Annotated in this window: 30 protein-coding genes; 16 read left to right on the top strand and 14 right to left on the bottom strand. The window is 68.6% G+C overall.

The genetic code is table 11. The annotated features are described in order from the left end of the window. Nucleotide 1 precedes the first annotated feature (1 nt). Both ACO073_RS26690 and ACO073_RS26685 read right to left on the bottom strand, forming a co-directional pair. Nucleotides 2-1,009, bottom strand: coding sequence for an LLM class flavin-dependent oxidoreductase (locus ACO073_RS26690; protein ID WP_422001840.1), 1,008 nt, complete (start codon nucleotides 1,007-1,009; stop codon nucleotides 2-4). Nucleotides 1,010-1,032: 23 nt separating this feature from the next. Further along, a complete protein-coding gene (locus tag ACO073_RS26685; RefSeq protein ID WP_422001838.1) occupies nucleotides 1,033-1,902 on the bottom strand; it encodes an amino acid ABC transporter substrate-binding protein in 870 nt (289 codons plus the stop codon). 85 nt (nucleotides 1,903-1,987) lie between these two features. Between ACO073_RS26685 and ACO073_RS26680 the strand changes: the two genes are divergently transcribed. The 4 genes from ACO073_RS26680 (at nucleotide 1,988) to ACO073_RS26665 (ending at nucleotide 5,184) form a co-directional block, all read left to right on the top strand. Then, complete coding sequence (locus ACO073_RS26680; protein ID WP_422001836.1) at nucleotides 1,988-2,440, top strand: VOC family protein; 453 nt, start codon at nucleotides 1,988-1,990, stop codon at nucleotides 2,438-2,440. 92 nt (nucleotides 2,441-2,532) lie between these two features. Further along, the gene (locus ACO073_RS26675; protein WP_422001834.1) at nucleotides 2,533-3,072 is read left to right on the top strand and encodes a peroxiredoxin; all 540 of its coding nucleotides are present in this window, start codon (nucleotides 2,533-2,535) and stop codon (nucleotides 3,070-3,072) included. A gap of 5 nt (nucleotides 3,073-3,077) precedes the next feature. Further along, complete coding sequence (locus ACO073_RS26670) at nucleotides 3,078-3,629, top strand: carboxymuconolactone decarboxylase family protein (protein ID WP_422001832.1); 552 nt, start codon at nucleotides 3,078-3,080, stop codon at nucleotides 3,627-3,629. Between the two features lie 61 nt (nucleotides 3,630-3,690). After that, on the top strand, nucleotides 3,691-5,184 hold the full coding sequence (locus tag ACO073_RS26665; protein ID WP_422001831.1) for an aldehyde dehydrogenase family protein: 1,494 nt from the start codon (nucleotides 3,691-3,693) through the stop codon (nucleotides 5,182-5,184). 19 nt (nucleotides 5,185-5,203) lie between these two features. On the opposite strand, the gene ACO073_RS26660 is transcribed toward ACO073_RS26665, so the two are convergent. The 4 genes from ACO073_RS26660 to ACO073_RS26645 form a co-directional block, all read right to left on the bottom strand. Continuing rightward, nucleotides 5,204-6,253 (bottom strand): amidohydrolase family protein, encoded by a 1,050-nt coding sequence (locus ACO073_RS26660; RefSeq protein ID WP_422001830.1) that lies wholly within the window; start codon nucleotides 6,251-6,253, stop codon nucleotides 5,204-5,206. A gap of 75 nt (nucleotides 6,254-6,328) precedes the next feature. After that, nucleotides 6,329-7,744 carry an amidase gene (locus ACO073_RS26655; protein WP_422002225.1) on the bottom strand — a complete coding sequence of 472 codons (1,416 nt, stop codon included), beginning with the start codon at nucleotides 7,742-7,744 and terminating at the stop codon, nucleotides 6,329-6,331. Further along, complete coding sequence (locus tag ACO073_RS26650) at nucleotides 7,744-7,941, bottom strand: hypothetical protein (protein ID WP_422001828.1); 198 nt, start codon at nucleotides 7,939-7,941, stop codon at nucleotides 7,744-7,746. The genes ACO073_RS26655 and ACO073_RS26650 overlap by 1 nt, the downstream gene beginning before the upstream one ends. A gap of 11 nt (nucleotides 7,942-7,952) precedes the next feature. After that, nucleotides 7,953-8,855, bottom strand: coding sequence for an acyl-CoA thioesterase (locus ACO073_RS26645; protein ID WP_422001826.1), 903 nt, complete (start codon nucleotides 8,853-8,855; stop codon nucleotides 7,953-7,955). Between the two features lie 180 nt (nucleotides 8,856-9,035). Between ACO073_RS26645 and ACO073_RS26640 the strand changes: the two genes are divergently transcribed. The 5 genes from ACO073_RS26640 to ACO073_RS26620 all read left to right on the top strand — a co-directional run bounded on the left by ACO073_RS26640 (nucleotide 9,036) and on the right by ACO073_RS26620 (nucleotide 13,049). After that, the gene (locus ACO073_RS26640; RefSeq protein WP_422001824.1) at nucleotides 9,036-9,332 is read left to right on the top strand and encodes an HU family DNA-binding protein; all 297 of its coding nucleotides are present in this window, start codon (nucleotides 9,036-9,038) and stop codon (nucleotides 9,330-9,332) included. A gap of 131 nt (nucleotides 9,333-9,463) precedes the next feature. Continuing rightward, the gene (locus ACO073_RS26635) at nucleotides 9,464-10,237 is read left to right on the top strand and encodes a YdcF family protein (protein ID WP_422001823.1); all 774 of its coding nucleotides are present in this window, start codon (nucleotides 9,464-9,466) and stop codon (nucleotides 10,235-10,237) included. 3 nt (nucleotides 10,238-10,240) lie between these two features. After that, nucleotides 10,241-11,278, top strand: coding sequence for an ABC transporter substrate-binding protein (locus ACO073_RS26630; protein WP_422001821.1), 1,038 nt, complete (start codon nucleotides 10,241-10,243; stop codon nucleotides 11,276-11,278). Nucleotides 11,279-11,287: 9 nt separating this feature from the next. Next, nucleotides 11,288-12,448, top strand: a complete 1,161-nt coding sequence (locus ACO073_RS26625) for an acyl-CoA dehydrogenase family protein (RefSeq protein WP_422001819.1) — start codon at nucleotides 11,288-11,290, stop codon at nucleotides 12,446-12,448. Between the two features lie 52 nt (nucleotides 12,449-12,500). Beyond that, the gene (locus ACO073_RS26620) at nucleotides 12,501-13,049 is read left to right on the top strand and encodes a hypothetical protein (RefSeq protein ID WP_422001817.1); all 549 of its coding nucleotides are present in this window, start codon (nucleotides 12,501-12,503) and stop codon (nucleotides 13,047-13,049) included. An 82-nt stretch (nucleotides 13,050-13,131) separates the two neighbouring features. Here ACO073_RS26620 and ACO073_RS26615 read toward each other — a convergent pair whose 3' ends face one another. Next, nucleotides 13,132-13,830, bottom strand: a complete 699-nt coding sequence (locus ACO073_RS26615; protein ID WP_422001816.1) for a DJ-1/PfpI family protein — start codon at nucleotides 13,828-13,830, stop codon at nucleotides 13,132-13,134. A 78-nt stretch (nucleotides 13,831-13,908) separates the two neighbouring features. Between ACO073_RS26615 and ACO073_RS26610 the strand changes: the two genes are divergently transcribed. Beyond that, nucleotides 13,909-14,862, top strand: a complete 954-nt coding sequence (locus tag ACO073_RS26610) for a GlxA family transcriptional regulator (protein ID WP_422001815.1) — start codon at nucleotides 13,909-13,911, stop codon at nucleotides 14,860-14,862. Between the two features lie 18 nt (nucleotides 14,863-14,880). On the opposite strand, the gene ACO073_RS26605 is transcribed toward ACO073_RS26610, so the two are convergent. The 4 genes from ACO073_RS26605 to ACO073_RS26590 are packed head-to-tail and all read right to left on the bottom strand — an operon-like array spanning nucleotide 14,881 to nucleotide 18,932. Then, entirely contained in the window at nucleotides 14,881-15,396 is a 516-nt protein-coding gene (locus tag ACO073_RS26605; RefSeq protein ID WP_422001814.1) for a hypothetical protein, read from the bottom strand. A 24-nt stretch (nucleotides 15,397-15,420) separates the two neighbouring features. Beyond that, nucleotides 15,421-16,809, bottom strand: a complete 1,389-nt coding sequence (locus tag ACO073_RS26600; RefSeq protein ID WP_422001812.1) for an MFS transporter — start codon at nucleotides 16,807-16,809, stop codon at nucleotides 15,421-15,423. A gap of 3 nt (nucleotides 16,810-16,812) precedes the next feature. Continuing rightward, nucleotides 16,813-17,688 carry a TauD/TfdA dioxygenase family protein gene (locus ACO073_RS26595; protein ID WP_422001810.1) on the bottom strand — a complete coding sequence of 292 codons (876 nt, stop codon included), beginning with the start codon at nucleotides 17,686-17,688 and terminating at the stop codon, nucleotides 16,813-16,815. A 14-nt stretch (nucleotides 17,689-17,702) separates the two neighbouring features. Next, the gene (locus tag ACO073_RS26590) at nucleotides 17,703-18,932 is read right to left on the bottom strand and encodes a serine hydrolase domain-containing protein (protein WP_422001808.1); all 1,230 of its coding nucleotides are present in this window, start codon (nucleotides 18,930-18,932) and stop codon (nucleotides 17,703-17,705) included. 74 nt (nucleotides 18,933-19,006) lie between these two features. Between ACO073_RS26590 and ACO073_RS26585 the strand changes: the two genes are divergently transcribed. Beyond that, entirely contained in the window at nucleotides 19,007-19,906 is a 900-nt protein-coding gene (locus tag ACO073_RS26585) for an SDR family NAD(P)-dependent oxidoreductase (protein WP_422001807.1), read from the top strand. 28 nt (nucleotides 19,907-19,934) lie between these two features. Here the strand turns inward: ACO073_RS26585 and ACO073_RS26580 are convergent, their stop codons facing one another. Beyond that, nucleotides 19,935-21,332, bottom strand: coding sequence for an amidase (locus ACO073_RS26580; protein WP_422002223.1), 1,398 nt, complete (start codon nucleotides 21,330-21,332; stop codon nucleotides 19,935-19,937). Between ACO073_RS26580 and ACO073_RS26575 the strand changes: the two genes are divergently transcribed. The 4 genes from ACO073_RS26575 (at nucleotide 21,277) to ACO073_RS26560 (ending at nucleotide 23,126) form a co-directional block, all read left to right on the top strand. After that, nucleotides 21,277-21,435 carry a hypothetical protein gene (locus ACO073_RS26575; RefSeq protein WP_422002235.1) on the top strand — a complete coding sequence of 53 codons (159 nt, stop codon included), beginning with the start codon at nucleotides 21,277-21,279 and terminating at the stop codon, nucleotides 21,433-21,435. The genes ACO073_RS26580 and ACO073_RS26575 overlap by 56 nt on opposite strands. Nucleotides 21,436-21,478: 43 nt before the next feature. Beyond that, nucleotides 21,479-21,787, top strand: coding sequence for a hypothetical protein (locus ACO073_RS26570; protein WP_422001805.1), 309 nt, complete (start codon nucleotides 21,479-21,481; stop codon nucleotides 21,785-21,787). A gap of 86 nt (nucleotides 21,788-21,873) precedes the next feature. Next, a complete protein-coding gene (locus ACO073_RS26565; RefSeq protein WP_422001804.1) occupies nucleotides 21,874-22,761 on the top strand; it encodes an MBL fold metallo-hydrolase in 888 nt (295 codons plus the stop codon). Between the two features lie 38 nt (nucleotides 22,762-22,799). Continuing rightward, complete coding sequence (locus tag ACO073_RS26560) at nucleotides 22,800-23,126, top strand: NIPSNAP family protein (RefSeq protein ID WP_422001802.1); 327 nt, start codon at nucleotides 22,800-22,802, stop codon at nucleotides 23,124-23,126. 6 nt (nucleotides 23,127-23,132) lie between these two features. Here the strand turns inward: ACO073_RS26560 and ACO073_RS26555 are convergent, their stop codons facing one another. Then, nucleotides 23,133-24,116: a Bug family tripartite tricarboxylate transporter substrate binding protein gene (locus ACO073_RS26555; RefSeq protein ID WP_422001800.1), complete on the bottom strand. Its 984-nt coding sequence runs from the start codon at nucleotides 24,114-24,116 to the stop codon at nucleotides 23,133-23,135. A 61-nt stretch (nucleotides 24,117-24,177) separates the two neighbouring features. On the opposite strand from ACO073_RS26555, the gene ACO073_RS26550 reads away from it, so the two are divergent. Next, a complete protein-coding gene (locus ACO073_RS26550) occupies nucleotides 24,178-24,627 on the top strand; it encodes a GNAT family N-acetyltransferase (protein WP_422001798.1) in 450 nt (149 codons plus the stop codon). Nucleotides 24,628-24,644: 17 nt separating this feature from the next. Here the strand turns inward: ACO073_RS26550 and ACO073_RS26545 are convergent, their stop codons facing one another. Then, on the bottom strand, nucleotides 24,645-25,901 hold the full coding sequence (locus ACO073_RS26545; protein WP_422001796.1) for an MFS transporter: 1,257 nt from the start codon (nucleotides 25,899-25,901) through the stop codon (nucleotides 24,645-24,647). Nucleotides 25,902-25,934: the final 33 nt, after the last annotated feature.

Genomic DNA, 25,934 nt, shown 5'->3' with positions numbered 1-25,934 from the left:
ATCAGGCCGGCGCGAAGCCCATGGCCCGGGCGAGGTGGGTGTAGCTCGCGCGCCGCACCTCCTCGTCGTGGGTCCAGGTGACGACCGCCATCTCGTCGACGCCCACGTGCTCCTTGAGATCGACGATGCGCTGGGCGACCTCGGGGCCGGTGCCGACGAAGGAATCGCGGCGGAAGCGCTCGACACGGCCGGGATCGAAGGCCTTGAGGCCTTCGGCGGCCGCCTCGGGCGTGTCGAGCGGCACCAGGATGCCGCGGTCGCGATTCATGCGCGACAGGGCGCGCGAGGTGAAATGGTGCTGCGCCTCCTCCATCGTCCCGGCCGCCAGCGCCCAGACGCAGAGGCCCGATCGAGGCTCGGGATGGCGCGCGCTCGGCCGGTACTTTTCCTTGTAGAGCTTGATGGCCCGCTCGCCGCCCGCGCCGTCGCTGAAGAACCAGGCGTAGCAGTAGGGCAGGCCGAACATCGCCGCGACCTGCGCGCCGTAGTCGGAACTGCCCAGGATCCACACTTCGGGCGCGGTCTCGGCCTGCGGGAAGGCCTGCACCATGGCGAAGGGATGGCGCTCGACCAGCGGCTCGTTGTGGACCCAGGCGATCAGGTCGCGGACGTCGGCCGGGAAATGCTCGGGGCGCTCGTTGGCCGCCGGGTTGAGGGCGAAGGCGGTGCGGCCGTCCGATCCCGGCGCCCGCCCCAGCCCGAGGTCGATCCGCCCGGGCGCCAGGGCATCGAGCACGCGGAAGACCTCGGCCACCTTGAAGGGCGAGTAGTGCGGCAACATGATGCCGGCACTGCCGATCCGGATGCGCTCGGTGGTGGCGGCGATGGCCGCGATGACGATCTCGGGCGCGGTGCCGACGATGGTCGGATGGTTGTGATGCTCCGAGACCCAGAAGCGTTCGTAGCCCAGGGCCTCGCAATGACGGGCCAGGGCCACGGTGTTGCGGATCGACTGGTCCTGGGGGCGGCCGGCGACGGCGATCGACTGATCGAGAACGGAAAGACGCATCCCTTGCAGATGGCCCGACTCGGTCAGTCAGGCAAGCCCGAGACCTGGTAGAGGGCGGCCAGCAGCGCGCTGGGATTGGCCAGCGGACCGAACGCCTCCTTGAAGATCGGGACGATCTCGCCCTTCCGGTAGATGTGGCTGAGCGCGGTGTCGACGGCGAGGCGGAACTCCCCGTCGCCGTGGCGCAGGGCGAGAGCGATCGGCTCGACGCTGAGATAGGTGTCCGCCAGCAGCAGGCTGGCGAACTTCTTCTCCTTCCGGAGCAGGAAGGTGAGGGTGGCCCGGTCGGCGAAATAGGCGGCGATGGTTCCCTTGTCGAGCTGGTCCAGCCCGTCCTGGTTGCTCTTGACCAGGACGACCTCGGCGGAGACTTTCGCATGGGCCAGCGCCCGGCGCAGGTCCTGCTCGGTCGTGGTCCTGGGCAGCACGCCGGCCTTCTTGTCCGCGAGCAGCTTCACGTCGCGAGGCCCGTCGGGCCGGATGGCGAAGCTCGCGCCGTCGATGAAGATGGGAATCGAGAAGTCCACGATCTTGCGGCGCGACAGCGTGGCGGTCGAGGATTCGCACAGCAGGTCGGCCTTGTCGCCGGTGATCGCCTCGTAGCGGTCGGCGGTGTCGACCTTGACCCAGGTCACCTTGAGATCGGGAAGGCCGAGCTGCCCGCCGAGCTTGCGCGCGACCGACCGGCAGAGGTCGACGGAATAGCCCTGCGGCTCGGCCGTGGCGGAGGCACCGGGAACGAGGAAGGAGAACGGCGGCGCGTCGGGATTGTAGCCGAGCCGCAGCGTCTTGCTGCTGCGGATCCGGTCGATGGTCTGCGCCTCCGCCGGCATGGCGGTCCACGCGATCCCTGCCAGCGCGAATGCCGCGATGGCCCTCGACAGTGACCTCATATTGCCCCCCATAGTCGTTCTGGCCGACGCGAAACATTCCGACATCCCCGCCGTTGTGGCCACGGAAATCCCGAAGGAGGGCAGCATGGCGAAGTCGAAGTCGAAGCCGGTCTGCAAGGTGGTCGGCATCGACCACATCTCCATCCGGGTGCGCGACTACGAGAAGTCGAAGGCGTTCTACGGCCGGCTGTTCGCCTTCCTCGGCTTCGAGATTTCCGACGAGTACCCGCAGACGATCGGCTGGACCAACGGCCGGACGCGCTACTGGATCGCGCCGGCGGAGGGCCGCAAGACCTACCGGATCGGCGATGTCGGCCTGCACCACTACGCCTTCGAACTGCGCAGCCGGCGGGACGTCGACGCGCTCCAGGCCTTTCTCGAGAAGGAAGGCGTGCGCATCGTCGATCCGGCGGACGAGTACTACGAGGACTACTACGCCGTGTTCTTCCTGGATCCCGACGGGATCAAGCTGGAAGGGATGAAGTACGGCGAGCTGACCGCCAAGCGTAAGCGCAAGGCTCTGAAAAAGAACAAATAATGGCTTATTATTAAATGACTCTGCGAAGCACTTGCAATTAGGCGGTCATTGGAGATATTGGAATCGTTCCAATCTTTGTTCAGGAGCGTTCCATGCTGACCATCGGCGACAAGTTCCCCGCGTTCGACCTCAAGGCGGTGGTGAGCACCGATCCGAAAACAGCCTTCAAGCAGGTCTCCGACACCACCGATGCCGGCCAGTGGAAGGTCGTCTTCTTCTGGCCGAAGGATTTCACCTTCGTCTGCCCGACCGAGATCGCCGCCTTCGGCAAGCTCAACAAGGAGTTCAACGACCGCGACGCTGTGGTCTACGGCGTGTCGACGGACACCGAGTTCGTGCATCTCGCCTGGCGCCAGAACCATGCCGACCTGAAGGCGCTGCCGTTTGCCATGCTGGCCGACATCAAGCGGGAGCTGTCCGAGGCGCTCGGCATCCTCGACAAGCAGGAGGGCGTCTGCCTGCGGGCCACGTTCATCGTCGATCCCGAGGGCATCATCCGCTTCGTGTCGGTCAACGACCTGTCGGTCGGCCGCAATCCGCAGGAAGTGCTGCGGGTGCTGGACGCGCTGCAGACCGACGAGCTCTGCCCGTGCAACTGGCAGAAGGGCGACGACGTGCTGAAGGCGGCCTAGCCGTCATGACCCTCGACGACCTGAAGGACCGGCTGCCGGACTATGCGCGGGACCTGAAGCTCAACCTGTCGAGCCTCGCGTCGGAGACGCTGCTGTCGCCGCCGCAGCGGGCCGGCTGCTTCATCGCCGCGGCACTTGCCGCGAACCACGGACCGACCACGCAGGGCGTGGTCGGCGCCTTTGCCGGAGAGCTTTCGCCGGAGGCGCTGAACGCGGCGAAGATCGCCGCGTCGCTCATGGCGATGAACAACATCTACTACCGGTTCGTGCATCTCGTGCACGGCGCCGACTACAAGACCCTGCCGGCCCGCCTGCGCATGAGCGCCATGGCCAGGCCGGGCGTCGACAAGGTCGACTTCGAGCTGTGGTCGCTGGTCGTCTCGGCGGTCAACGGCTGCGGCCTCTGCCTCGAGGCTCACGAGAAGGTCTGCCGCGAGCATGGCCTCTCCATCGAGCAGATCCAGGCATCGGTCCGGATTGCGGCAACGGTGCACGCCGTTGCTCGCACGCTCAGTGCGGAAGAGGCGCTGGCGACGCCGCTCGCGCACGCGGCGTAACTTGTAGCGGCTGGCCATGCGGGCCACACTCCGGCCCTTTCACGGTAACCGGAGGACTCGCATGTCCAGCACCGCCACCCAGAGCAAGTCGCAGGCACACGCCGTCTCGTCGAAGGGCATGCTGATCGGCGGCCAATGGGTCGACAGCGCGTCGGGCGCCCGCATCACCGTCGAGAATCCCGCCAAGCGCACGCCGGTCGCCGAGGTGCCGCGCGCCAACGCCGCCGACGTCGATCGCGCCGTGGCCGCTGCGGCCAAGGCGCAGGTCGACTGGCGCAAGGTTCCCGCGCGCGAGCGCGGCAAGGTGCTGCTCAAGATCGCCGAGGCCCTGCAGGCCCGCGCCGAGGACATCGCGCGCACGATCTCGCTCGAGACCGGCAATGCGTTGCGCACCCAGGCGCGCGGCGAGGCCAACCTCACTGCCGACATCTTCCGCTACTTCGGCGGGCTGGGCGGCGAGCTCAAGGGCGAGACGATCCCGCTCGGCGAGAACGTCCTGTCCTACACGCGCCGCGAGCCGCTGGGCGTGGTCGGCGCCGTGATCCCGTGGAATGCGCCGGTCATGCTGGGGGCGCTCAAGATCGCGCCGGCCCTGTGCGCCGGAAACACGATGGTCATGAAGGCGGCCGAGGACGCACCGCTCGGCGTCCTGCTGATGGCCGAGATCTGCCAGGAGTTCCTGCCGCCCGGCGTGCTGAACGTGCTCACCGGCTACGGCGAGGAGTGTGGCGGCGCGCTGATCAACCATCCGGGCATCGCCAAGCTCTCCTTCACCGGCTCGACCGAGGTCGGCAAGATCGTGATGCGCGCGGCGGCCGAGCGCATCGTTCCGGTGTCGCTGGAGCTCGGCGGCAAGAGCCCGTCGATCGTCTATCCCGACGCCGACGAGGACTGGGCGGTCGACGGCATCATCGCCGCCATGCGCTTCACCCGCCAGAGCCAGAGCTGCACGGCCGGGTCACGCCTGTTCCTGCACGAGGACATCTTCGATTCCTTCCTCGGGAAGCTCGAGAAGAAGACCACCGCGCTCAAGATCGGCGATCCGCTCGACGAGAAGACCGACATCGGCACCATCATCAACAACAAGCAGTTCACCAAGGTCTGCAAGTACGTCGACGAGGGGCTGAAGCGCACCGACGCCAAGCTGGTGTTCGGCGGCCTGCCGCCCAAGAGCGGCCCCCTGAGCGAAGGCTACTTCGCCATCCCGACCGTGTTCGCCGACCGGTCGAACGACTGGCGCCTGGCGCGCGAGGAGATCTTCGGGCCGGTGCTGGTGGCGATCCGCTGGAGCGACGAGGCCGAGGCCATCCGCATGGCGAACGACAGCCACTACGGACTCGCCGCCTATGTCTGGACGCACGATATCGGCCGCGGCCTGCGTGCGGCGCACGCCGTCGAATCGGGCTGGGTGCAGGTCAACCAGGGCCTCGGCCAGGTGCCGGGCATGTCCTACGGCGGCTTCAAGCAGAGCGGCATCGGCCGCGAGTTCTCGCTCGAGGGCATGCTCGACAGCTTCACCCAGCGCAAGAACGTGACGGTCAACCTCACGGTGTGATCGGGAGGAGGGGCCCGATCTACGGCAGCCTGTAGATGCTCCGGGCCGTGCCGCTGAACAGGGCCGTCTTCTCGGCCGCCGAGGCGCCGGCGGCCAGGCGCTTGAAGGCGTTCCACAGGACCGCATAGCCCGTCGACAGCTTGTCGACGGGGAAGTTGCTCTCGAACATGCAGCGCTCGGCGCCGAACGCCTCGATGCAGGTCTCGATCCACGGCTTCCAGGCCGCGGCGATCTCCTCCGAGGATGGTGGTGCCGGGCGTTTCATCTGGTCGACGAACAGGCCGATGTCCATGCCGAGGCCGCCCAGCTTCACCACGACATTGGGGCAGCGGGCGAGTTCCGCGAGGTCGGCCTTCCAGGCCGCGAAGACGGCGTCAGCCTTGCCGGCATAGGGGCCGATGCCCAGCGGGCCCCCGCAGTGGTTCAGCACCATCGTCGTCTGCGGCACGGTTCGGGCCAGCGCCGTGACCTCCTTGAGCTGTGGATGGTACTGCCAGGCCTCGTAGGTGAGGCCGAGCGCACCGAGCTGGGCCACCCCCTCGCGGTAGTCCGGCCGGCCGTACAGGCCCTCGGGCGGGTGGGTGTGGCTGTTGCGGACGTCCGGACTGGGATCCCAGCCGCCGGCGTGGCGGATGCCGCGGAAGCGCCCGTTGCCGGCGGCGATGTGCGCCTCCAGCACGGCGCGTGCCCGAGCGCCCAGGGTCATGTCGACGTACGAGACGATGCCAGCGCAGGCACGCGTCCGGCCGTAGACCCCGCTGGCGCCCATCGCGGCGACGCCATTGGCGAACTCGGTCTCCCCCACCGGGCGCATCTCGGCGGGGCCGTCGGCGCGGTACATCGAGCGGCAGTCGATGTAGACGGTCGCCACGACATTGTGGCCCGAGCCGGTGTCGGCCAGCAGCTCGTCCAGCAGGTAGCGATGATTGGCGTGATCCCACAGGTGATGATGCGGATCGACGATCGGCAGATCGGGCTCGAGGATCGTCTCCGCCGCCTGCCGCGCGAGCCATGCCTCGTCCGGCACATGGGCGCGCCGCTGGCGCTCGACGCTGGGTGCATCCGCCATTCCTTTTCCTCCCGAAGTTTTGCCGATCATGCCACGGGCGTTTCCGCGGCGTCGGAAAAATCGCGGGCAGGGGGGTCAGTCCGGCGGCAACCGGCGATGGTGGTCGGTCGCTTCCTGGTAGGCGTGGCCGATGCGGTACAGCCCGGCCTCGTCGAACGGACGCCCGACGAGCTGCAAGCCGATCGGCAGACCGTTGGAATCGAAACCGCCGGGCAGCGAGAGGACCGGCAGGCCGAGCGTGTTGAAGGGACGGGTGAGGCCGGTGAAGCGCGCCACCATCGTCAGGGTCGCCGGGCCGCCCGACGCCTCGACGTCGGTCTCCTCGATCGTGGGAATGGGGAAGGGGATGGTCGGCAGCAGGACCGCGTCGACGCCGTCCATCGCCGTCGCCAGGAATTCGCGGACGAAATGGGCGCGCAGACGGAGCGCGTCGATGTACTGCGTCGCCGGGATGAAGAAACCGGCCTCCATGCGCGTGCGCACCTGGTTGGCATAGGGCGCGTCCGCTTCCATCCATGGCCGGTGCATGGCCGCCGCCTCGCACTTCACGATCACCTCGGCGGCGCGATAGAGCGCGGTGAAATCGGGCATGCGGGCGGGCGTGATCGTGGCGCCGAGGCGGCCGAGCGTATCGGCGGCGGCCTGCACGGCGGCGCCGATCTGCGGGTCGACGGGAACGAGCGCCTCGGGCAGCGACAGGCCGATCTTCAGGCCGGCGACCCCGCCCTCGAGCAGTGCCTCGTAGTCGGGCACCGGCTTCTCGCTGGTCGTCGAATCGTCGACATCATGACCCGCGACGATCGCCAGCATGCGGGCATTGTCGCGCACGGTGCGGGTGAGCGGCCCGACATGATCGAGCGTCCACGATCGCGCCACGGCGCCGGCGCGGCTGACGCGCCCGTAGGTCGCCTTCATGCCGACAACGCCGCAGGCTGCCGCCGGCAGGCGGATCGAGCCGCCGGTGTCGGAGCCCAGGGCGCCGAAGACCATGCGCGCGGCGACGGAGGCGCCGGAGCCGCTCGAGCTGCCGCCGGTGACGCGCGTTCTGTCCCATGGGTTGCGGCAATGGCCGTGATGGACGTTGTGGCCGGTCGGGCCGGCGGCGAATTCCGCCATGTTGAGGAAGCCCAGCTCGACGACACCGCTGTCGTCGAGTCTCTTCAGCACGGTCGAGGTGACGGGCGCCACCCAGTCGCGACGAATCGCGCTGCCGCCCGTCGAGAGCTCGCCTTCGCGATAGTACATGTCCTTGTGCGCCAGCGGCACGCCGTGCAACGGGCCGCGCCGCTTCCCGGCGGCGAGTTCGGCGTCCATGAGGCGGGCCTGCTCCAGCGCCTTCTCGGCCTTCAGCCGAAGGAATGCATTTGTCTTCGGCTGCCACACCGCGATGCGGGCCAGGCAGGCTTCCGTCGCCTGCACCGACGTGATCCGTCCAGCCGCGATCGCATCGGCGATGTCGCTGAGATCGCGCAAGGCGAGATCGTCGTTGATCATTTCGCTTCCCTCGCCATGACGCTGGCGAAGGCGGCGGGGTCGTCGTCGAAGGTCAGCCGCGCGGCGGCCGCCTTGCGGACCGCGGCGTTCAGGATCTCGACCTCGGCGGCGATCTCGGCCAGGCGCTTCTCGTCGTAGCTCAGCCCCTGAAGCTGCTTTGCGGTCTCGGCGATCAGGCGCGTCTTGTCATCCATCGGGTCTCTCCTCAGGCGGCGAGGCGCAGCTTGCGCTGGTCGAGCCGCGCCTGGTCGTCGTCGCTGAATGTCATGATCTTGCGAACCTTCTGGTCGAACTTCATGCCGACCGCCTCGGCGCAAGCAGCAAGCGTGCCGGTCTCGGCCTCGAACAGGAAATGGGTGAAGGTCAGGGTCTTGTCGCTGTAGGCGGCGAGTCCGCTCATCACCACCAGCAGGTCGCCGGCGCGCAGCGGCCGGCGATAGTGGTTCAGCATCTCGACCACGACCGACCCCTCCTGTCGCTCCTGCATGGCGGCGCGGTCGAAGCCGAGGTGATTCCACAGGAGCGGGGCGCCGTCGGAGTAGCGGCCGAACTGGTGATGCGGCAGAAGCTCGCCCTGCTCGTCGCACTCCGCCGGAACGACGACGGCGCGTCCCACCTCGATCAGGCCGCAGCGTGCGGCGTCGCCCAACGTGAGATCGGGGAGGGCGATCTTGCCCACGCTGCGTGGCGCGGCCTGCGCCGGCAGCGTCACCAGGGCCTGCTCGCTGCGACGACGGAAGTCCTGCGGCCACGGCTGCGCGGCGACGAGCCGCCTCCGGATCGTCGCGGCCAGGCTGTCGTCCGATCCGTTCCGTACCTCGTGGTAGACGAGAAGGTCGCTCTCGCCGATTTCGATCGGACCGGAGCGGACGGCCACCGTGTCGACCACGCGGAACTCGCGGAGGTAGCGGATATGGTCGCTCGCCACGGTCAGCTCCAGGCCGGCAGCCCGCCGCGCGCGCGGTCCGAGGCCCAGCCCGGCCATCAGGTGGGCCGACGCCTCGTGCCCGAACTCGGTGTAGAACTGGACGTTCAGATGGTCGTTCTCGTCGCACTGCCAGGTGTTGACGGCGGTGGTGAAAGTCGGGATCAGGCCGGGAGTCGACACGCTCTACGCTCTCCGCATTCTGTGGATGACTGCTCCAAATGGCCGAAAAAGCCCCAAGAATCGACATTTTTCGTGCATTGAGGGCTTGCGGCATAGCGATTCGTGGATAACCTTGGGCCGTCAACGCGCCCTGGGGCGTCAGGAAGACGTTGACGAACGAAAATGTAAGGACCCCTCACTATGGCAACCAAACCCTCCGCTCCCACCGTTCCGCTGTCGAAGGTAGCGGCCGAACTGGCCGAGAAGACCGGCATGACCAAGAAGGACGCAACCGGTGCCCTGGAAGACTTCATCGGCCTGGTCGTGAAGCATCTCAAGAAGGGCAACAAGGTCCGCATCACCGGCCTGGGCATCCTTCAGGTCCGCAGCCGTCCCGCCCGCATGGGACGCAACCCGGCGACGGGCGAGGCGATCAAGATCAAGGCGTCGAAGAAGGTCGCCTTCCGGGTCGCCAAGGATCTCAAGGAAGCCATCTAGGCATTTCCTGATTCGCGATGGTCTTTTGAAGACGGGCGGGTCGCGGCGGCAGCCGGGCCCGCCCTTCCCATTTCTGGCGGGGACGCTTTGCGCTCCGCGGCCAGGCCGGGCATAGGCCGCGGTTCCGATCCATGGACACGTTCGTCGTCCTCAAGTTTCTCAGCGGCTTCATCTTTCCGCCCGCGTCGCTGGCGCTCGCCGTGGTGGTGGGGATCGTGCTGGCCGTCTTTGGCCTGCGCCGGCTTGCCACCCTCGGCGTCGCAGTGGCGGTCGCGGAGACGCTCGTGCTCGCGATGCCGCCGGTCGGCGATGCGATGCTCCTGTCGCTGCAGGACGAGGCGCGCGCGGCGGCCGCCGAGGCGCCGGCCTGCTGCTATGCCGCCATCGTCGTGCTGGGCGGCGGCATCGTCCCGGCGGCGCCGCCGGAGCTTCCCGACCCCAGCCTGACGGATTCGGCCGATCGCGTGTGGCATGCCGCCAGGCTCTACCATCGCGGGCTGGCACCGGAAGTGATCGTCACGGGCGGGTCGCTGCTGCCGCCGGGCAGCCCGGCGACGACCGAGGCCGAGGCCATGCGTCGCTTCCTGATCGATCTCGGCGTGCCGGCGACCGCGATCGTCGCCGAAGGCGAGGCACGCAACACGGTCGAGAACATCCGCAATGTCCGCCGCCTGGTCGGCGATGGCCGCGTGGCGCTGGTCACCTCGGCCTATCACATGCCGCGGGCGCTGCAGCTCGCGCGGCGGGCCAACCTCGCCGTCGGGGCCTTTCCCACCGACTGGTATCCGCCGGCGTCGCTGCGGCCCTACTGGGAGACCTGGATGCCGACGCTCGGCGCCATGCAGGTGTCGACGACGGCCTTGCGCGAGCGCTTGGCGATGCTACTGGACGGTCGGAGAGGATAAGGCATGAGCGATACCGCCTATCGGCTTCGGCGACGCGCAGCCCTGCGGGGAGCGGCGGGTCTGGCGCTGGGCGGCCCGCTGCTGGCGGTCCTGCCGCGGCGGAGCCGGGCGCGGACGCTGGACAAGGTGAGCTTCAGCACCGACTGGCGCGCCCAGGCCGAGCATGGCGGCTTCTACCAGGCGATCGCCGCCGGTCTCTATGCGAAGGCCGGCATCGAGTGCGACCTGCGCCAGGGAGGCCCGAGCCTGAACGTCAGCCAGCTGCTGCTGGCGGGCCGGGTCGACATGGCGATGTCGAACAGCTTCGAGGCGTTCAACTTCGTCAACATCGACGCTCCCTTCTTCACCATCGCCGCGATCTTCCAGAAGGATCCGCAGGTCCTGATCGGCCATCCGGACACGGGCTTCAGGACCTTCGAGGATCTGCGGGGGCGCACGCTGCTGATCGGCAGCGGCGGGCGGGTGACCTACTGGCCGTTCATCCGGCGGAAATACGACCTCACCGACACGCAGCTTCGCCCGTACAACTTCAACATGGCGCCCTTCCTGGCCGACAGGAACGCCGTGCAGCAGGGCTTCCTGTCGTCGGAACCCTATTCGATCGAGAAGGCGCTGGGCCGGCCGCCGGTCGTGCTGCTGCTGGCAGACGCCGGCTACAGCGCCTACCAGACGACGATCGCCATCTCGCGCCGCATGGCCACCGAGAAGAAGGACCTCGTCCAGCGCTTCGTCGACGCGACGCTCGAGGGCTGGGCGCAGTACCTCAAGGGCGGCCCGGCGACCGCCGCCGCCAACGCGCTGATCAAGGAAGCCAATCCGGAGCAGACCGACGACAGGATCGCCTACGCGATCAAGGTCATGAACGAGCGCGGGATCGTGCTGTCGGGTGATGCGCTGAAGGACGGGATCGGCGCGATGAGCGATGGGCGCTGGCAGGATTTCTACGCGTCGATGGTCGCGGTCGGCGTGCTGCCGTCGGGTATCGACGTCGCGCGCACGCACACGCTGGAATTCGTGAACAAGGGCATCGGAAAGGCATAGGAGAGGGACATGTTCAAGGTCAGCGAAGAGCACGAGATGCTGCGCGAGCTGGTGAAGAAGTTCGTGCGCAACGAGCTGATGCCGCTGGAGAAGAACATCCTCGACCGCTTCGCCGCCGGTCAGCCGGCGGCGCTCAGCGACGAGGAGAACCAGAAGCTCTTCAAGCAATGCAAGGAGCTCGGCCTGTGGGCGCTCGACGTGCCGGAGGAGGCGGGCGGGGCGAACCTGCCGGCCGTGGCCCTGGTCGGCGTCAACGAGGAGCTGGGCTACGCGGCGGTGCCCTTCACCTTCCCGCCGGATTCGCCCAACCTGCACATGCTGCTGGCGACCGCCAGCCCCGAGCAGCGCAAGAAATACCTCGAGCCCTATGCGGCCGGCGAGACCACCTCGGCCATCGCGATCTCCGAGCCCGGCGCCGGCGGCGACCCGGCCGGCATGAAGACGCGCGCGGTGAAGGACGGCGACCACTGGGTGATCAACGGCCGCAAGATCTGGATCAGCCGCATCGCCAAGGCCGACTTCACGATCGCCATGGCCGTCACCGATCCCGAGCGCGGGTCGCGCGGCGGCATCACCGCCTTCCTGATCGACAAGGATACGCCCGGCCTGGTGGTGGCGCGTGCCATCCCCATGCTGGCCGGCCAGCGCACCTACGAGGTCGTGTTCGAGGACTGCCGGGTCCACGAGAGCCAGGTGCTGGGCCGCATCGGCGCCGGGTTCGCGCCCATGCAGCTGCGCCTCACCGTGCGCCGCCTGCAGATGGGCTCCTGGTGCATCGGCATGGCACAGCGCGCCCTCGACATGCTGGTCGAGCACGCCAACCAGCGCGTGACCTTCGGCCAGAGGCTGGCCGACCGGCAGGCCATCCAGTGGTGGGTGGCCGATGCCGCGACCAAGCTGCATGCCTGCCGCCTGATGGTGATGGACGCCGCGGTCAAGCAGGACGAGGGACGCGACGTGCGCATGGAGGCCTCGATGATCAAGGTCTTCGCCACCGAGATGGCGACCGAGGTGATCGACCATGCCCAGCAGGCGTTCGGCGCCATGGGCGTCACCCAGGAGCTGCCGCTCAGTTGGCTGGCGCAGAAGGTGCGCACCATGCGCGTCTACGAAGGCCCGTCGGAAGTGCACCGGATGGTGATCGCGCGGCGCGTCCTCGGCGGGCGTTGACAGCCGGCGACGGCCGGTCCGACCATGGCGATCTTCGCCCGGGAGGACCGCCATGACCTACACGCTCGACGCTTTCGTGAAGGATGCCGCGACGGCCCTGGCCGGCACCGAGGGGCCGGCCGGCCGCGAGAAGGTGCGGGTGCTGCTGGAGAAGCTGCTGGCCAACGAAGCGTTCGTCGACGAGGCGGTGGGGCCGGCGGCGCCGGTGGGCACGCGCAAGCTCTACGAGGACAAGGATCTCGGCTTCGTCGTTCTCGCCCACTGCAATCCCAAGCCCCATCGCAGCCCGCCGCACGACCACGGCAGCTCGTGGGCGGTCTACGGACAGGCCGTCAAGCACACCGACATGAGCGAGTACCGTCGCCTGGACGGCGGCGAAGGGCCGGGCGAGGCTCGGCTCGAGAAGATCAGGAGCTACCGGCTCGAGCCCGGCCATGCAGGCGTGTACGACGTCGGCGCCATCCACGCGATCGACTATCCCGAGGGCAGCCGCTTCGTGCGCGTGACCGGTCGCGATCTCGACCATGTCCGGCGGCTGAAGTTCGACACGGCTGCCGGAAAGGCGGTCACCATCGAAAGCGCGACGGCGGGGCGCGCCTAGAGCGACTTGCGGCAAGTCGAGCCGTCCCCATCCTCGGCATCGAGCGTTCGGCCGACTCCGATCGAACGCTCGTTGCCCCGGCCTACGACGCGGCTTGCTCCAGCCGCGCCGCGGCCTCGGCATTGGCCTTGCGCCGGTTCTCGAGCATCGGTGCCATCCGCTCGCGCAGGCGTTTGACGCGCTCGGCGCCGGCCTTCTCGGGCGAGCCCGAGTCGAAGGGCGGATGCGGATCGTATTCGAGCATGAGCTGGATCGACCGCGCGGCCTCCTCGCCCACCAGCTCGGCGGCAACGGTGAAGCCGAAGTCGATGCCCGCCGTCACGCCGCCGCCGGAAATGCGATTGCGGTCGCGCACCACGCGTTCCGCGACCGGGACGGCGCCGAAGTCGGCCAGCATCTCGCGCCAGGCCCAGTGGCAGGCGGAACGGTAGCCGCGCAGCAGGCCGGCGGCGCCGAGGACCAGCGAGCCGGTGCAGACCGACGTGACGTAGCGGGCCGTCTCTGCCTGGCGCCGCAGGAAGTCCAGCGTCTCCCGGTCGACCATCAGCTCGACCTGCCCCGCGCCGCCGGGCACGCAGATCACGTCGAGGCGCGGGCACTGGGCAAAGGTGGTCGTCGGCATGATCGAGAAACCGGCGTCGGTCGGCACCGGGTCCAGCGTCTTCCAGATCATGTGCACGCGGGCGCCGGGCACGAGCGACAGGACCTGCGCGGGGCCTGTCGCATCGAGTTGGGTGACCTTGGGAAAGAGCAGAATGCCGATCTCGACGGGCTCAGTCATGACGATCTCCTTGGAACGAAGGGACACTAGGGGAGGATCGCTCTGGCAGAAATGACAAACTTAGGCTAATTTCTGCCAATGCCCCGGCACCGCCTCGACATCCTCGCCTATACGGGCTGCCAGCTCCTCGACGTCAGCGGTCCCGCTGCGGTGTTCGGCGCCGCCAACGAGGCCCATGGCGAGCCGTTCTACGACCTTCGCATCGTGTCGCCCGACGGCGGTCCGGTCGTATCGAATGCCGGCGTCGCCCTGCACAGCGTGCGAATCGGCGGCCAGCCCGACACGCTGCTGGTCGCCGGCGGATCGCGCGGCCTGAAGGTGGCGATGGAGCGGCCGGACCTGCGGCGCTGGCTGCTGCGCGTGGCGCCGGGCACCCGCCGCTACGGCTCGGTCTGCACCGGCGCCTTCGTGCTGGCCGCCGCCGGCCTTCTCGACGGCCGGCGCGTCGCGACGCACTGGGCGAGCTGCGACCGGCTGGCCGAATCGTTCCCCGCGCTTTCGGTCGACTCCGACGCGCTCTACGTCGTCGACGGCAAGGTCTGGACTTCGGCCGGCGTCACCACCGGCATCGACATGGCGCTGGCGCTCGTCGAGGCGGACCTCGGCGCCGCGACGGCGAACCTGATCGCCCGCCATTTCGTTCTCTATGCGCGCCGACCGGGCTACCAGTCGCAGTTCAGCCCGCTGCTGCGTGCCCAGACGGCCGCCGAGGCGCCGTTCGCCCGGCTGATCGACTGGATGCAGGACAATCTCGCCCAGCGTCTCGACGTGCCCGGCCTGGCGGCGCGCGCCGGCCTCACCGAGCGCAGCTTCTACCGCAAGTTCACCGAGGCCACCGGCAAGACGCCGGCGCACTTCGTGGAGGACCTGCGGCTGGACGCGGCGCGCACGCTGCTGGCGCAGGGCCTGCCGCTCAAGTCCATCGCCGGCAAGGTCGGCCTCAACTCGCCGGCCCGTCTCGGCCAGGCCTTCGAGCGCCGCTTCGGCATGACGCCGTCGCTGTTCCGCGAGATGCACCGCGCCGCGGCCTAGAGCCGCCGGCTCCGCGGCCTAAGCCGAGGTGACCTGGTGGATCCGGTCGAGCACGCGCTTCTCGAAGTCGTCGACGGAGCCTTCGATCTCGCAGGCCACGTGGCCGCAGTGCTCGCAGCGGCATTCGTAGCACTCGGGGCCGCGATCGTCGCCGACCTGCCGGACGACCAGCCGGTTGCCGCAGCGCAGGCAGTGGGGCGTCGGCTTCTCGACGCGTCCCGACCCGTCGTAGGCCCAGCGCCAGCGGATGTTGAAGAAACTGTCCTCGCTGGTCACGGATGAGGACGGGCGGGAGTCGCGGGAAGGCCTGAGCGCGGCACCGAGCCATCCGGCCACGATGACGGCACAGGCGGCGAACAGGCCGAGCAGCCAGTTGGGCACGAGCGTGCTGTCGGCGAGCAGCCCGACGAGGCCGTCGAACCAGTAGGCCAGGTCGGACCAGAGGCCGGTCAGGTAGCCCGCGGCCAGGCCGACGACTACGGCCCCGGCGAGCAGCTTGGCTTGCGACGGGTTGGGCCAGGATCTCTTGCGCACGCCCATGGATAGCACGAAGGGGCGTCAGTGCCTCAGCCGCAGGCTCCCGATCACCAGGGCCGTGGCGGCGAAGCCCGCGCCCAGCCAGATCGCGGCCTGGGCGGCCTCGGCCGCGCCGCCGCCGGAGAAGTCGAACAGGCCGAACACCACCGCCACGAGGGCCGCCCCCATCGTCTGGCCGAGCGTACGGGCGGTGGCGATGATGCCGCCGGCGCTGCCGCTGCGTTCGCGCGGCACGGCGTTCATCATCAGCCGGTTGTTGGGCGAGGCGAAGATTCCGAACCCGGCGCCGCACAGGACGAGCCGCCACATGATGTCGGCGCTCGACGGGTCGGGCGGCAGCAGCGCCGTCAGGACCAGCCCGGCCGTCATGCCGGCGAGGCCGATGGCACCGAGCAGGCCGGGATGGTGCCGGTCGGCGAGCCGGCCGGCGATGGGCGCGACGCAGGCCAGCGCCAGTGGCCAGGCGGTCAGCAGTATCCCGGTGTCGGTCGCGTCTCGTCCCAGCACCGTGTGGAAGAAGAAGGGAAGGCTGACGAACGCGAGGCCCTGGGCCGTGAAGGTGCAGGTGGAGGCCGAGATCGAGAGCGAGAAGATCGGCCGCCTGAAGACGTCGATCGGCATCATCGGATCGGCGAGGCCGCGCTGGCGCAGGACGAAGACCGTTCCGAGGATCGCCGCCGTGGCGAACTCGGCCACGACCACGACAAGCCGATGGCCGTGGGCGACGCCGTCGATGCCGAAGATCAGCAGGCCAAAAGTGGCGCCGGAGAGGACGGCGGAGATGAAGTCGAACGGCCGGTGCGTGTGCGTCGTGTGCGGCAGGTAGCGCTCGGACAGGACGAAGGAGACGATGCCCAGCGGCACGTAGACGGCGAACAGGATCGGCCACGAGGTGATCGACAGCAGGGCCGCGCCGATCGACGGGCCGGCGGCCAGCGAGGTCGCCACCACCGTGGTGTTGAAGCCGAGCCCGCGGCCGAGCTGGGCGCGCGGATAGATCGCGCGCACCAGGGCCGGCTGGACCGACATGATGGCCGCGCCGCCCAGCCCCTGCAGCGTACGCCCGACCAGCAGCCAGCCGAGCGACGGCGCCACGGCGCAGCCGATCGAGGCCAGCGAGAACAGCACCAGGCCGAAGCGATAGACGTGCCGGTAGCCGACGATGTCGGCCAGCGCCGCGACCGGCAGCAGGCAGATGATGAGGGCGATCTGAGTGGCGTTGACGATCCAGATCGAGCTTTCCGCCGTGATGCCGAGATCGTGGGCGATGTAGGGCAGCGCCAGATTGGTCATCGAGTTGCTGAGGACCGACATGGTCAGCCCGATGGTGATCGTCGCCACCGCGAGGACACGCGGCAGGCCGGGCGGCATTCCGTCGGCGGCGGAAGGCCCTGGCGGCGGCTCGGCCATCTCTTACTGGACGACGGTCGGCTGGTCGCCGGCGATGGTCGTACGCTGCATCAGACGCTTGTACTTTTCGGTGTCGTAGTAGGTGGCGCGATGCAGGACGGCGCGGTTGTCCCACACGATCACGTCGCCCTCGCGCCAGGCGTGCGACAGCCGGAACGCCGGCTGGTCGGCGCGCTGGGTGAGCTCGTAGAGCAGCGCCTCTCCGGTCGCACGCGGCCAGTCGACGATGAAGCCGGCATGGGCGCCGATGTAGAGGGCGCGGCGGCCGTTCACCGGATTGTCCTGGAAGAGGCGCTGCCTGACCGGCGGCAGCTCGGCCAGCGCCCGGTCGCTCAGGATGCCCTTCTGCACGCGGTTGCGCGAATATTCGAGCGAATGCTCGGCGATCAGCGGGTGGATCGTGGCCTGCAGCGCCGGCGGCAGCGCCTGCCAGGCGGCGCGCATGCTGAGGAACTCGGTGTTGCCGCCTTCCGGCGGGCAGACGCGCGCCGTGAGGATCGAGCACAGGGAGGGCACGCGCTTGAACGACGAATCGGAATGCCAGAAGTAGTTGGCCTTCTGGTAGATCATGCGCATGTCGTCGGGCGGGATGGGCTCGCCCGTCATGATGTCGAGATTCGACTGCCGCTGGAACTTGGTGCCCGCCGCCGGATTGGACAGGCCGGTCGTCTCGAGCGGCCCGAACAGCTCGCTGAACTGCACCTGCTTTTCGTCGTCCATCGGCTGGTCGCGGAACAGCAGGACCGAGTGCTCCTCGAAGGCGGCGCGGATCGGGCCGAATTCCCGCTCCGAGAGCGGCCGGGTGATGTCGATCCCGGAGACCTCCGCCCCGAACAGCGGGTGGAGCCTGGTGACGGTGATGGAGCCGGTGTTTCTCATCGCGTGCCTGGCCCTCAGTCGACGATCGCCTGGTAGGAGAGGACCCGCAGCTCGCGACGGATCGGATAGGTCGAGGACGGCATGAGCTGGGTCAGGAGGACCACCGCCATGTCCTCGGCGGGATCACACCAGAAGGCGGTCGAGGCCGCGCCGCCCCAGGCATATTCGCCGGGCGTGCCGAGGATGTGCGCCTTGGCAGGATCGATCATGACCGAGAAGCCGAGCCCGAAGCCGACGCCGTAGTAGGTCGATTCGGAGAAGCGCGGCATGCCCATGTCGGCCATGTCGCCCTTGAGATGGTTCATGGTCATCAGCTCGACGGTCTTGCGGCCGAGCAGGCGCGTGCCGTCGAGCTCGCCCTTGTTCAGCATGAAGCGGCAGAAGCGTAGATAGTCCGAGGCCGTCGAAACCAGGCCGCCGCCGCCGGAATTGACCTTGCGCGGCGCGAGATAGCGGCTCTTCCCCGGATCGTCGATCAGGGCGAGCTTGCCGTCGGGACCGGGCTGGTAGTTGGCGGCGAAGCGCTCGTGCTTGTCGGTCGGGACGTGGAAGTCGGTGTCGACCATGCCGAGCGGCGTCAGCACCTTGTCCTTGAGATAGGTCTGGAACGGCTGGCCCGAGATGACCTCCACCAGGTAGCCCAGCACGTCGGTGGCGACGCTGTAGTTCCAGGCCTTGCCGGGTTGGGCGATCAGCGGGAAGGTCGCCAGCCGCTCGACAATGTCCTTGAGGCTGGTGTCGCCGGTCTGGAAGTCGACGCCGCCTGTCCTGGAGCGGTAGAGCGCGTCGACCGGGTTGCTCTCCATGAAGCCGTAGGTCAGGCCCGACGTGTGCGTGAGCAGGTCGCGGAACGTGATCTCGCGCTCGCCCGGGACCGTGTCGATCTTGCCGCGGCTGCCGCCGGCATAGACGCGCGGGTTGGCGAAGGCGGGCACGAACCGGGAGATCGGATCGTCGAGCTGAAAGCGGCCTTCCTCGTAGAGCATCATGATCGCCGTCGAGGTGAGCGGCTTGGTCATGGAATAGATGCGGAAGATCGTGTCCGGCCGCATCGGCTTGTTGCGCTCGATGTCGGCCTTGCCCGCGGTGTCGGCGAAGGCGACCTGGCCGCGCCGCATGACTACCGTGACCATGCCGGCGAGGCGCCCGCTGTCGACCCAGTGGTGCATCCAGGTGCGGATGCGATCGAGCCGCGCTGCGGAAAGTCCGACCTGTTCGGGGGCGACGAGCGGCAGCGTGTCCATGGCAATCCTCCTGGGCCAGCCGCTAGACTAGCGCAGGAAATCGCCACCAGACACGGCAGAAACGGGAGGGAGCAATGGCAAGATTGTGCGAAGGCCGAGTGGCCATCGTGACGGGCGGCGCGCGGGGCGTCGGCCGCGAGCACTGCCTGATGCTGGCCGAGCACGGCGCCAAGGTCGTGGTCAACGACCTGGGCGGCGACCGCGCCGGCAAGGGCCACGATGTCGGCCCCGCCCAGCAGGTCGTCAACGAGATCAAGGCCAAGGGCGGCGAGGCCGTCGCCAACGGCGACGACGTGTCGGACTGGAACGGCGCCAAGCGCATGATCGATCAGGCCGTGTCGACCTTCGGCAAGCTCGATGCGGTGGTGCTGAACGCCGGCATCCTGCGCGATCGCATGCTGGTCAATATGTCCGAGGACGAATGGGACGCGGTCATCAAGGTCCATCTCAAGGGGACCTTCGCGCCGGCCCGCCACGCCGCCGCCTACTGGCGCGACCAGGCAAAGGCAAAGGGCGGACCGGTCGATGCGCGCATCGTCACCACGACGTCGGTGTCGGGCATCTACGGCAACATCGGCCAGACCAACTACGGCGCCGCCAAGGCCGGCATCGCCGCCTTCACGATCATCGCGGCACGCGAGCTCGGCCGCTACGGCATCACGGTGAACTCGATCTCGCCGTCGGCCTTCACGCGCATGACCGAGGACCTGCGCGACTACAGCGAGGAGGACAAGAAGCGGCGCGACCCCAAGTGGATCGCTCCGGTCGCGACCTGGCTGGTCAGCGAGGACAGCCGCGAGGTCACCGGCCGCGTCTTCCAGGCCGGCAACGGCCAGTTCGCGGTCGCCGAGGGCTGGCACAAGGGACCGACGGTCGAGCAGATCATGGACCCGCACCAGGCCGGCAAGGTGCTGGGTGAGCTGGCCCGCAAGGCGCGCAAGAATGCCGGCATGGACGGCATGGACCTCGACTGAACAACACCTGCCGCTCCGGGACAGGCGCTCAGCGCGCCGTCCCGCCAGCGGCGGCCAGCGTTTCCACGACCCTCGGCTGCGGCCACTCCCATCCCGTCGCGAGCTCATAGGCGCGCATCGCCTGCAGGACGCGCTGATCGGCGCGCGGCGGTCCGATGAGCTGGATGCCGACCGGCAGGCCGGTCTTCGTCAGCCCGGCCGGCATCGACGCCGCCGGCTGGCCGGTCAGGTTGCAGGGCAGGGTGTAGGGCGCGCCCTTGGTCCAGCGGGGGAAGTCCGCCGAATTGTAGAGCGTGTCGACCGGCGGCGGCGCCGTCGGCGTGACGGGTGCCAGCAGCAGGTCGTACCGGCGATGCCAGAGGCCGAGGTCGCGGGCCAGCTTGGACTTGGCCTCGTAGGCGCGGGCGTAGTCGGCCAGCGTGATCGACAGCCCCTTTTCGGCGGCGGCGCGGAAGCCGGGGTCGAGCTTGGCGTGGAGCTGGGTCGGGATCTGGCGCAGGCGCGTGGCGAAGCTGCCGATCCACAGCGGCTCGAAGCTCTCCTGCAGCGGGGCGATCAGCGGGCCGACCTCCTCGACCGTCGCGCCCAGCGCCTCGAACCGGCGCGCCGCCGCCGCAACGAGGTCACGGACTTCCGGATCGGGCGTCACATGGCCGAAATCGAGGCTGAGGCCGATCCGCCAGCCGCGCACGCCGCCCTCGAGGCCGGTCGCATAGTCGCGTCCCTCGGCCGGCAGGGAGCGCCAGTCCCGGGCGTCGGGGCCGGCCAGCATCGTCAGGGCGAGGGCCGTGTCGAGGACCGAGCGGGCGAGGACGCCCTGGCTGATGACGTCGGCGAACGGCGAGTCCGCCGGATATTGCGGGATGCGGCCGAAGCTCGGCTTCAGGCCCACCAGCCCGGCATGGGCGGCGGGAATGCGGATCGATCCGCCGCCATCGTTGCCGTGGTTGAACGGATTGATCCCGGCCGCCGTGAGGGCCGAGGCGCCGCCGGACGAGCCGCCGGGGGAGTGGTTCGTGTTCCACGGGCTGCGGGTGATGCCCTGCAGGGGCGAATCGGTCAGCGCTTTCCAGCCGAACTCCGGGGTCGTCGACTTGCCGAGCAGGACCACGCCGGCCGCCCGGAAGCGATCGACCACCGGCGCACTCTCTGTGGCTGGCGCATCGTCGGTCGCGTGGGAGCCGTAGCGCGTCGGCCATCCCTTGACCGGTGTCGTGTCCTTGATGGTGGTCGGCACCCCGTCGAGCGCCGACAGCGGACGTCCGGCGCGCCAGCGGGCCTCCGACGCCTTCGCCGCCGCGAGCGCGCCGTCGGCGTCCAGGCTGACCAGTGCATTGAGCAAAGGTTGCAGCGCCGATGCACGCTCCAGCATGGCAGACACGACTTCGACGGGCGATGTTTCACCACGACGATACGATGACGTGATTTCAAATGCAGAAATCCAGGCAAAAGGACAGTCAGTCATGCGTTTTTTGGAGGTTCCAGAAATCGGGAAACGGCGGGAAACTAACATCATCGGCACTGGATGAGCTCTGATTTCTCGTTGTAGAGAGTGTACTGGAGGAGTGCGTTATGGAGAGCATCACTGCCCTGGTCGCTTGCGGCTTGGCTTTTGCCCTCAGCTACTACATCGGTCGCTCCATGGCGGGCACGATGCGCGTCGCCGCCATGATGGGCGCCTTCTGCGGCCTGGCCTTCGCCGTCCTTTTCTTCGTGATGACCGTATCGGTCGGTGCCCTGCTGCCCGGACTGTTCGACGGCTGGACGCTGGGCGTCCACTTCATCGTGCTTCTCCTGGCGATGCCGCTGGGCAGCGCCGCGGTGGCGGCGCTCGAGTTCCGGCACCTGGAGAGGGTCGAGGCGCGCCGGCTGCCGTTCTGAGCAGCCGCGTGGCGTAACGAAACGACAGCCTTCACGAGAGCCTCCCGGCGACGATAAGCTCGCCGCCAAGGGGGAGGCGACTGGACATGAAGGACATGCAGCTCGGGGCCGCGACGGTCCGGCGCATCGAGGAATCCTACGAGCCCAACTTCGACGCCAAGGTCTTCTTCCCCGACTGGCGTCCGGATGTCGTCGAGCAGCATCGCGACTGGCTGCTGCCCCATCACTATGACGAGGCCTCGGGCTTCCTGAAGCTCAGCGTCCACAGCTGGCTGCTGACGATCGGCGGCAAGCGCATCCTGATCGACACCTGCGTGGGCAACCACAAGTCGCGACCCCATCGGCCGAAGTGGCATCTGATGGAGACCCGCTATCTCGAGCGTCTCAAGGAGGCGGGCGTCGATCCGGACGACGTCGACATGGTCATGTGCACCCACCTGCATGTCGACCATGTCGGGTGGAACACGCGACTCGAGAACGGAAAGTGGGTGCCGACCTTCCGCAATGCCCAGTACGTCTTCAGCCGCGCGGACTACGACCACTATCTGAAGCTCGATTCCGATCCCAGGACCGGACCTGTCAACGCGGGATCGTTCCGCGACTCCGTCCTGCCTGTGGTCGAGGCGGGCCTGACCCAGATGGTGGACGGCGCTGCCCAGATCGACGAGAACCTGCGGGTCGATCCCGCGCCGGGCCACACGCCGGGTACGATCGCCATCAAGTTCGAATCGCGCGGCGACCGGGCTCTGTTCTGCGGCGACATCCTTCACCACGCGCTTCAGGTCTATCACCCGGAATGGAACAGCTTTGCCTGCGCCGACGCCGACGGCGCGCGCAGGAGCCGCCGCGAGGCGCTGGAACATTGTGCCGGCTCGGGCGCTCGCTTGATGCCCTGTCACTTCGGCGCGCCGTTCACCTGCCACATCGATCACAAGGGCGGCGGCTTCGTGCCCCGCTTCGACGGCGCCTACTGAAGCCTGTCCGCAAGAGCCCAAACACCGAGGGGGAAGCCATGATCTACGAATTGCGCGTCTACAAGTGCGTCCCGGGCCGCCTGCCCGCACTGCTCAACCGCTTCGCCAACATCACGCTCAAGCTGTGGGACAAGCACGGCATCAAGCAGGCCGGCTTCTGGACCACGCTGGTCGGCGAATCGAACCAGGAACTCTATTACCTGCTGGCCTGGGAATCGCTGGCCGACCGCGAGAAGAAGTGGAACGCCTTCGCCAGCGACCCCGAATGGCTGACGAAGCGGGCGGAGACGGAGAAGGACGGCGCCATCGTCGCCAACGTCTCGAACCAGTTCCTGTCGCCCACGGCCTTCTCGTCGGTCCAGTAGGCGCGGTCAATCCGACTTGAGGCCCGCCTCCTTCGCGAGGCGGGCCCATTTCTCCAGGTCCTCCGCGACATAGGCGGCGAACTCCGCGGGCGTGCCGAACTGCGGATCGGCCCCGAGGTCGGCGAACTTGCGCGCGATCTCGGGCGAGCGGACGGTCGTGTCGACGGCGGCGTGCAGGCGCTGCACGAGGCCGGGGGACGCGCCGGCCGGCAGGAAGATTCCGTAGGAGATCGCGGCGTCGTAGCCCGGCAGCCCCGCCTCGGCGATCGTCGGTATGTCGGACGCGGCTGCCGACCGGGCCAGCGTCGTCTGGCCGAGCGCCTTCAGCTTCCCGGCCCGGACATGCGGCAGCGCGGTCGACAGGCCGCCGAAATAGACATCCACGAGGCCGGCCATGAGATCGGCCATCGCCGGCCCGCCACCCTTGTAGGGGACGTGCACGATGTCGACCTTGCCCAGCGACTTGAACAGTTCGAGGGCGAGATGGGTCGCGCCGCCGGCGCCGGCGGAGGCGCCGTTCAGCTTGCCCGGTTGGGCGCGGGCCAGGGCGAGCAATTCCGTGACGTTCGCGGCCGGCAGGTCGTTCCGCACGACCAGGAGCATGGGGTTGATGCCGATCGGCGCCACCGCCACGAAGTCGGTGCGCACATCGAAGGCCATGTTGCGGTTGAGGGCGGGCGCCACGGTGGTCGACCCGTTGGAGGCCAGCATGAAGACGCTGCCGTCCGGCGGTGACTTCGCGACCGACGCAGCGGCGATCTCGCCGTTGGCGCCGGCCCGGTTCTCGACCACGACGGAGCGCTTGAGCTGCTCGCCGATGCCCGGCGCGACGATGCGGGCCAGCAGGTCGTTCGGCCCGCCGGGTGGAAAGCCGACCACCATCCGCAGCGGGCGGTCGGGAAAGTCGGCGGGCTGGGCCTCGGCCAGCGGGCCGGCGAGCGGCAGGCTGCCGAGGACGGACAGCACGCGGCGGCGAGCAAGACGGGTCATGGTGTGTGCCTATGGGAGCCGTTGAAACGCCGGGCGAACGCCGCGGTGATAGGATGGCGCCATGTCATTCCCCGCCATCCGCCGGGCCGTGCCCGACGACTCGGTCGCCCTGGCGGCGCTGATCGAGCGGACGATCCTCGCGTCGAACGTGCCGGACTATGAGCCGGCGGCGATCGAGAGCCTGCTGCAGGCGATGGCGCCGCCGCGCGTCGCGGAGCGTATGGCCTCCCGCGACTGTTTCGTCGCCGTCGAGGACGGCGTGTTCGTCGGCACGATCAGCCTGGGCGGCGATCGCCTGCACCAGATGTTCGTCGCCCCCGAGCGCCAGAAAAGCGGTCTCGGCCGCCGCCTCGTCGCTCATCTCGAGGGCCATGCACGGGCCTGCGGGGTGATCGATCTCAGACTTCATTCTTCCCTGACCGCGCGCGGCTTCTACGAGCGGCTGGGCTACCGGATGGTCTCCTACCAGCCTCAAGACGTGCCGACCTGGCTCATGATCAAGCGGCTGTAGGCGCTCCGACTGTCCGCTCAAGCGCGCACCGCCGGGACGGCGGGGAGGACCACGGCGCACGCCGCCAGCCGTCGGCGATCAGCCTCCGGCCGGATGAAGAACAGGCCGATCAGTCCGCCCGACAGGAGCAGGCCGCCGAGAATGGCATAGCCGCGCTCGTACCCGGCCAGCGGCGTCGCGGCGTTCTGGATCACCGTCCCCATCGCCAGGGGCGCGAGCACGCCGGCCAGGGTCACCACGGATGTCGCTATGGCGAGCATGCTGGCGCGCTGGGACTGCGGGGTGAGCTCGCTCACGATCATCGGCGTCACGACGAAGATCGTGCTGCCGATCGCGCCGCCGATCACGACCAGCGCGAGCTTGAGCTCGCGCACGGGCGTTTCCCCGACGAAGAGGAGCAGCAGCCCGCCCAGCGTCACCGTCCCGGTGGCGAGCACGCCGCGGGCGATCCGGCTCGACACGCCGGACCTCATGAGGCGCTGCGAGAGGAAGCCACCCGTCAGGACCACGATCATGCCGAAGATCCAGGGCAGGACAGTCAGGTTGCCGCCGACCGTCTGGCTGTAGCCCAGGCCGTCGACCAGGTAGGAGGTGAACCAGGTCAGCCCGATCGCCAGCCCCCAATAGCTTGCGAAACCGGCACAGCAGGTGGCGAGGATGGAGGGGCAGGTCAGGAGATGGCGATAGGGGATGCGCTCCTCGCCGCCGGCGGCCTGGCGGACGGGCGGATCCACCAGCGTGCCTTCGCGGCCGAAGATCAGCCACAGCACCACCCAGATCAGGCCGGCAATGCCGAGCGCGCCGAAGGCCCAGTGCCAGGAATGGTGGACGATGATCCAGTTGAGCAGGGGCACCGCCACGATGACCCCCATCGCCGATCCCTGGGCGATGACCGCCGTGGGCAGGCCGCGCAGGGAGTCGGGGAACCACTTGTAGAGGGCGTGCGTGGCGACCGGTGCCGCCGGGCCTTCGCCCGCGCCGAGCACGATGCGGCAGGCGATCAGCATCTCCAGGCTCACCGCGCCCAGCATGGGGAACTGCACCAGAGACCAGACGAGCGCCATGGCCACCAGGATGTGGCGGCTCTGCACCCGGTTGCCGATGAACCCGACCAGGACGGCGGAAATCGCGAACAGGAAGAAGAACGAGGAGCCGAGCAGGCCGAACTGCTCGGGTGAAAGATTCAGCTCGGCACGGATCGGTTCGGCCGCCAGCCCGACCACGACCTTGTCGGCGAAATTGATGAGCATGAACAGGAACAGGAGGGCAGTCATGCCCCAGGCGCCCTTCAACGGACGAGTCGGCGC

Source organism: Reyranella sp. (assembly GCF_965229815.1).
Lineage (GTDB): Bacteria > Pseudomonadota > Alphaproteobacteria > Reyranellales > Reyranellaceae > Reyranella.
The sequence above is the reverse complement of the archived record's forward strand: the minus strand, read 5'-3'. Positions and strand labels throughout refer to the sequence as shown.

Excerpts from the sequence above, each read along its gene's own strand:
- ACO073_RS26690 (WP_422001840.1), bottom strand. The coding sequence starts at position 1,009 with ATGCGTCTTTCCGTTCTCGATCAGTCGATCGCCGTCGCCGGCCGCCCC.
- ACO073_RS26685 (WP_422001838.1), bottom strand. The coding sequence starts at position 1,902 with ATGAGGTCACTGTCGAGGGCCATCGCGGCATTCGCGCTGGCAGGGATC.
- ACO073_RS26680 (WP_422001836.1), top strand. The coding sequence starts at position 1,988 with ATGGCGAAGTCGAAGTCGAAGCCGGTCTGCAAGGTGGTCGGCATCGAC.
- ACO073_RS26675 (WP_422001834.1), top strand. The coding sequence starts at position 2,533 with ATGCTGACCATCGGCGACAAGTTCCCCGCGTTCGACCTCAAGGCGGTG.
- ACO073_RS26670 (WP_422001832.1), top strand. The coding sequence starts at position 3,078 with ATGACCCTCGACGACCTGAAGGACCGGCTGCCGGACTATGCGCGGGAC.
- ACO073_RS26665 (WP_422001831.1), top strand. The coding sequence starts at position 3,691 with ATGTCCAGCACCGCCACCCAGAGCAAGTCGCAGGCACACGCCGTCTCG.
- ACO073_RS26660 (WP_422001830.1), bottom strand. The coding sequence starts at position 6,253 with ATGGCGGATGCACCCAGCGTCGAGCGCCAGCGGCGCGCCCATGTGCCG.
- ACO073_RS26650 (WP_422001828.1), bottom strand. The coding sequence starts at position 7,941 with ATGGATGACAAGACGCGCCTGATCGCCGAGACCGCAAAGCAGCTTCAG.
- ACO073_RS26640 (WP_422001824.1), top strand. The coding sequence starts at position 9,036 with ATGGCAACCAAACCCTCCGCTCCCACCGTTCCGCTGTCGAAGGTAGCG.
- ACO073_RS26635 (WP_422001823.1), top strand. The coding sequence starts at position 9,464 with ATGGACACGTTCGTCGTCCTCAAGTTTCTCAGCGGCTTCATCTTTCCG.
- ACO073_RS26630 (WP_422001821.1), top strand. The coding sequence starts at position 10,241 with ATGAGCGATACCGCCTATCGGCTTCGGCGACGCGCAGCCCTGCGGGGA.
- ACO073_RS26625 (WP_422001819.1), top strand. The coding sequence starts at position 11,288 with ATGTTCAAGGTCAGCGAAGAGCACGAGATGCTGCGCGAGCTGGTGAAG.
- ACO073_RS26620 (WP_422001817.1), top strand. The coding sequence starts at position 12,501 with ATGACCTACACGCTCGACGCTTTCGTGAAGGATGCCGCGACGGCCCTG.
- ACO073_RS26615 (WP_422001816.1), bottom strand. The coding sequence starts at position 13,830 with ATGACTGAGCCCGTCGAGATCGGCATTCTGCTCTTTCCCAAGGTCACC.
- ACO073_RS26610 (WP_422001815.1), top strand. The coding sequence starts at position 13,909 with ATGCCCCGGCACCGCCTCGACATCCTCGCCTATACGGGCTGCCAGCTC.
- ACO073_RS26600 (WP_422001812.1), bottom strand. The coding sequence starts at position 16,809 with ATGGCCGAGCCGCCGCCAGGGCCTTCCGCCGCCGACGGAATGCCGCCC.
- ACO073_RS26595 (WP_422001810.1), bottom strand. The coding sequence starts at position 17,688 with ATGAGAAACACCGGCTCCATCACCGTCACCAGGCTCCACCCGCTGTTC.
- ACO073_RS26590 (WP_422001808.1), bottom strand. The coding sequence starts at position 18,932 with ATGGACACGCTGCCGCTCGTCGCCCCCGAACAGGTCGGACTTTCCGCA.
- ACO073_RS26585 (WP_422001807.1), top strand. The coding sequence starts at position 19,007 with ATGGCAAGATTGTGCGAAGGCCGAGTGGCCATCGTGACGGGCGGCGCG.
- ACO073_RS26575 (WP_422002235.1), top strand. The coding sequence starts at position 21,277 with ATGGCAGACACGACTTCGACGGGCGATGTTTCACCACGACGATACGAT.
- ACO073_RS26570 (WP_422001805.1), top strand. The coding sequence starts at position 21,479 with ATGGAGAGCATCACTGCCCTGGTCGCTTGCGGCTTGGCTTTTGCCCTC.
- ACO073_RS26565 (WP_422001804.1), top strand. The coding sequence starts at position 21,874 with ATGAAGGACATGCAGCTCGGGGCCGCGACGGTCCGGCGCATCGAGGAA.
- ACO073_RS26560 (WP_422001802.1), top strand. The coding sequence starts at position 22,800 with ATGATCTACGAATTGCGCGTCTACAAGTGCGTCCCGGGCCGCCTGCCC.
- ACO073_RS26555 (WP_422001800.1), bottom strand. The coding sequence starts at position 24,116 with ATGACCCGTCTTGCTCGCCGCCGCGTGCTGTCCGTCCTCGGCAGCCTG.
- ACO073_RS26550 (WP_422001798.1), top strand. The coding sequence starts at position 24,178 with ATGTCATTCCCCGCCATCCGCCGGGCCGTGCCCGACGACTCGGTCGCC.
- ACO073_RS26545 (WP_422001796.1), bottom strand. The coding sequence starts at position 25,901 with ATGACTGCCCTCCTGTTCCTGTTCATGCTCATCAATTTCGCCGACAAG.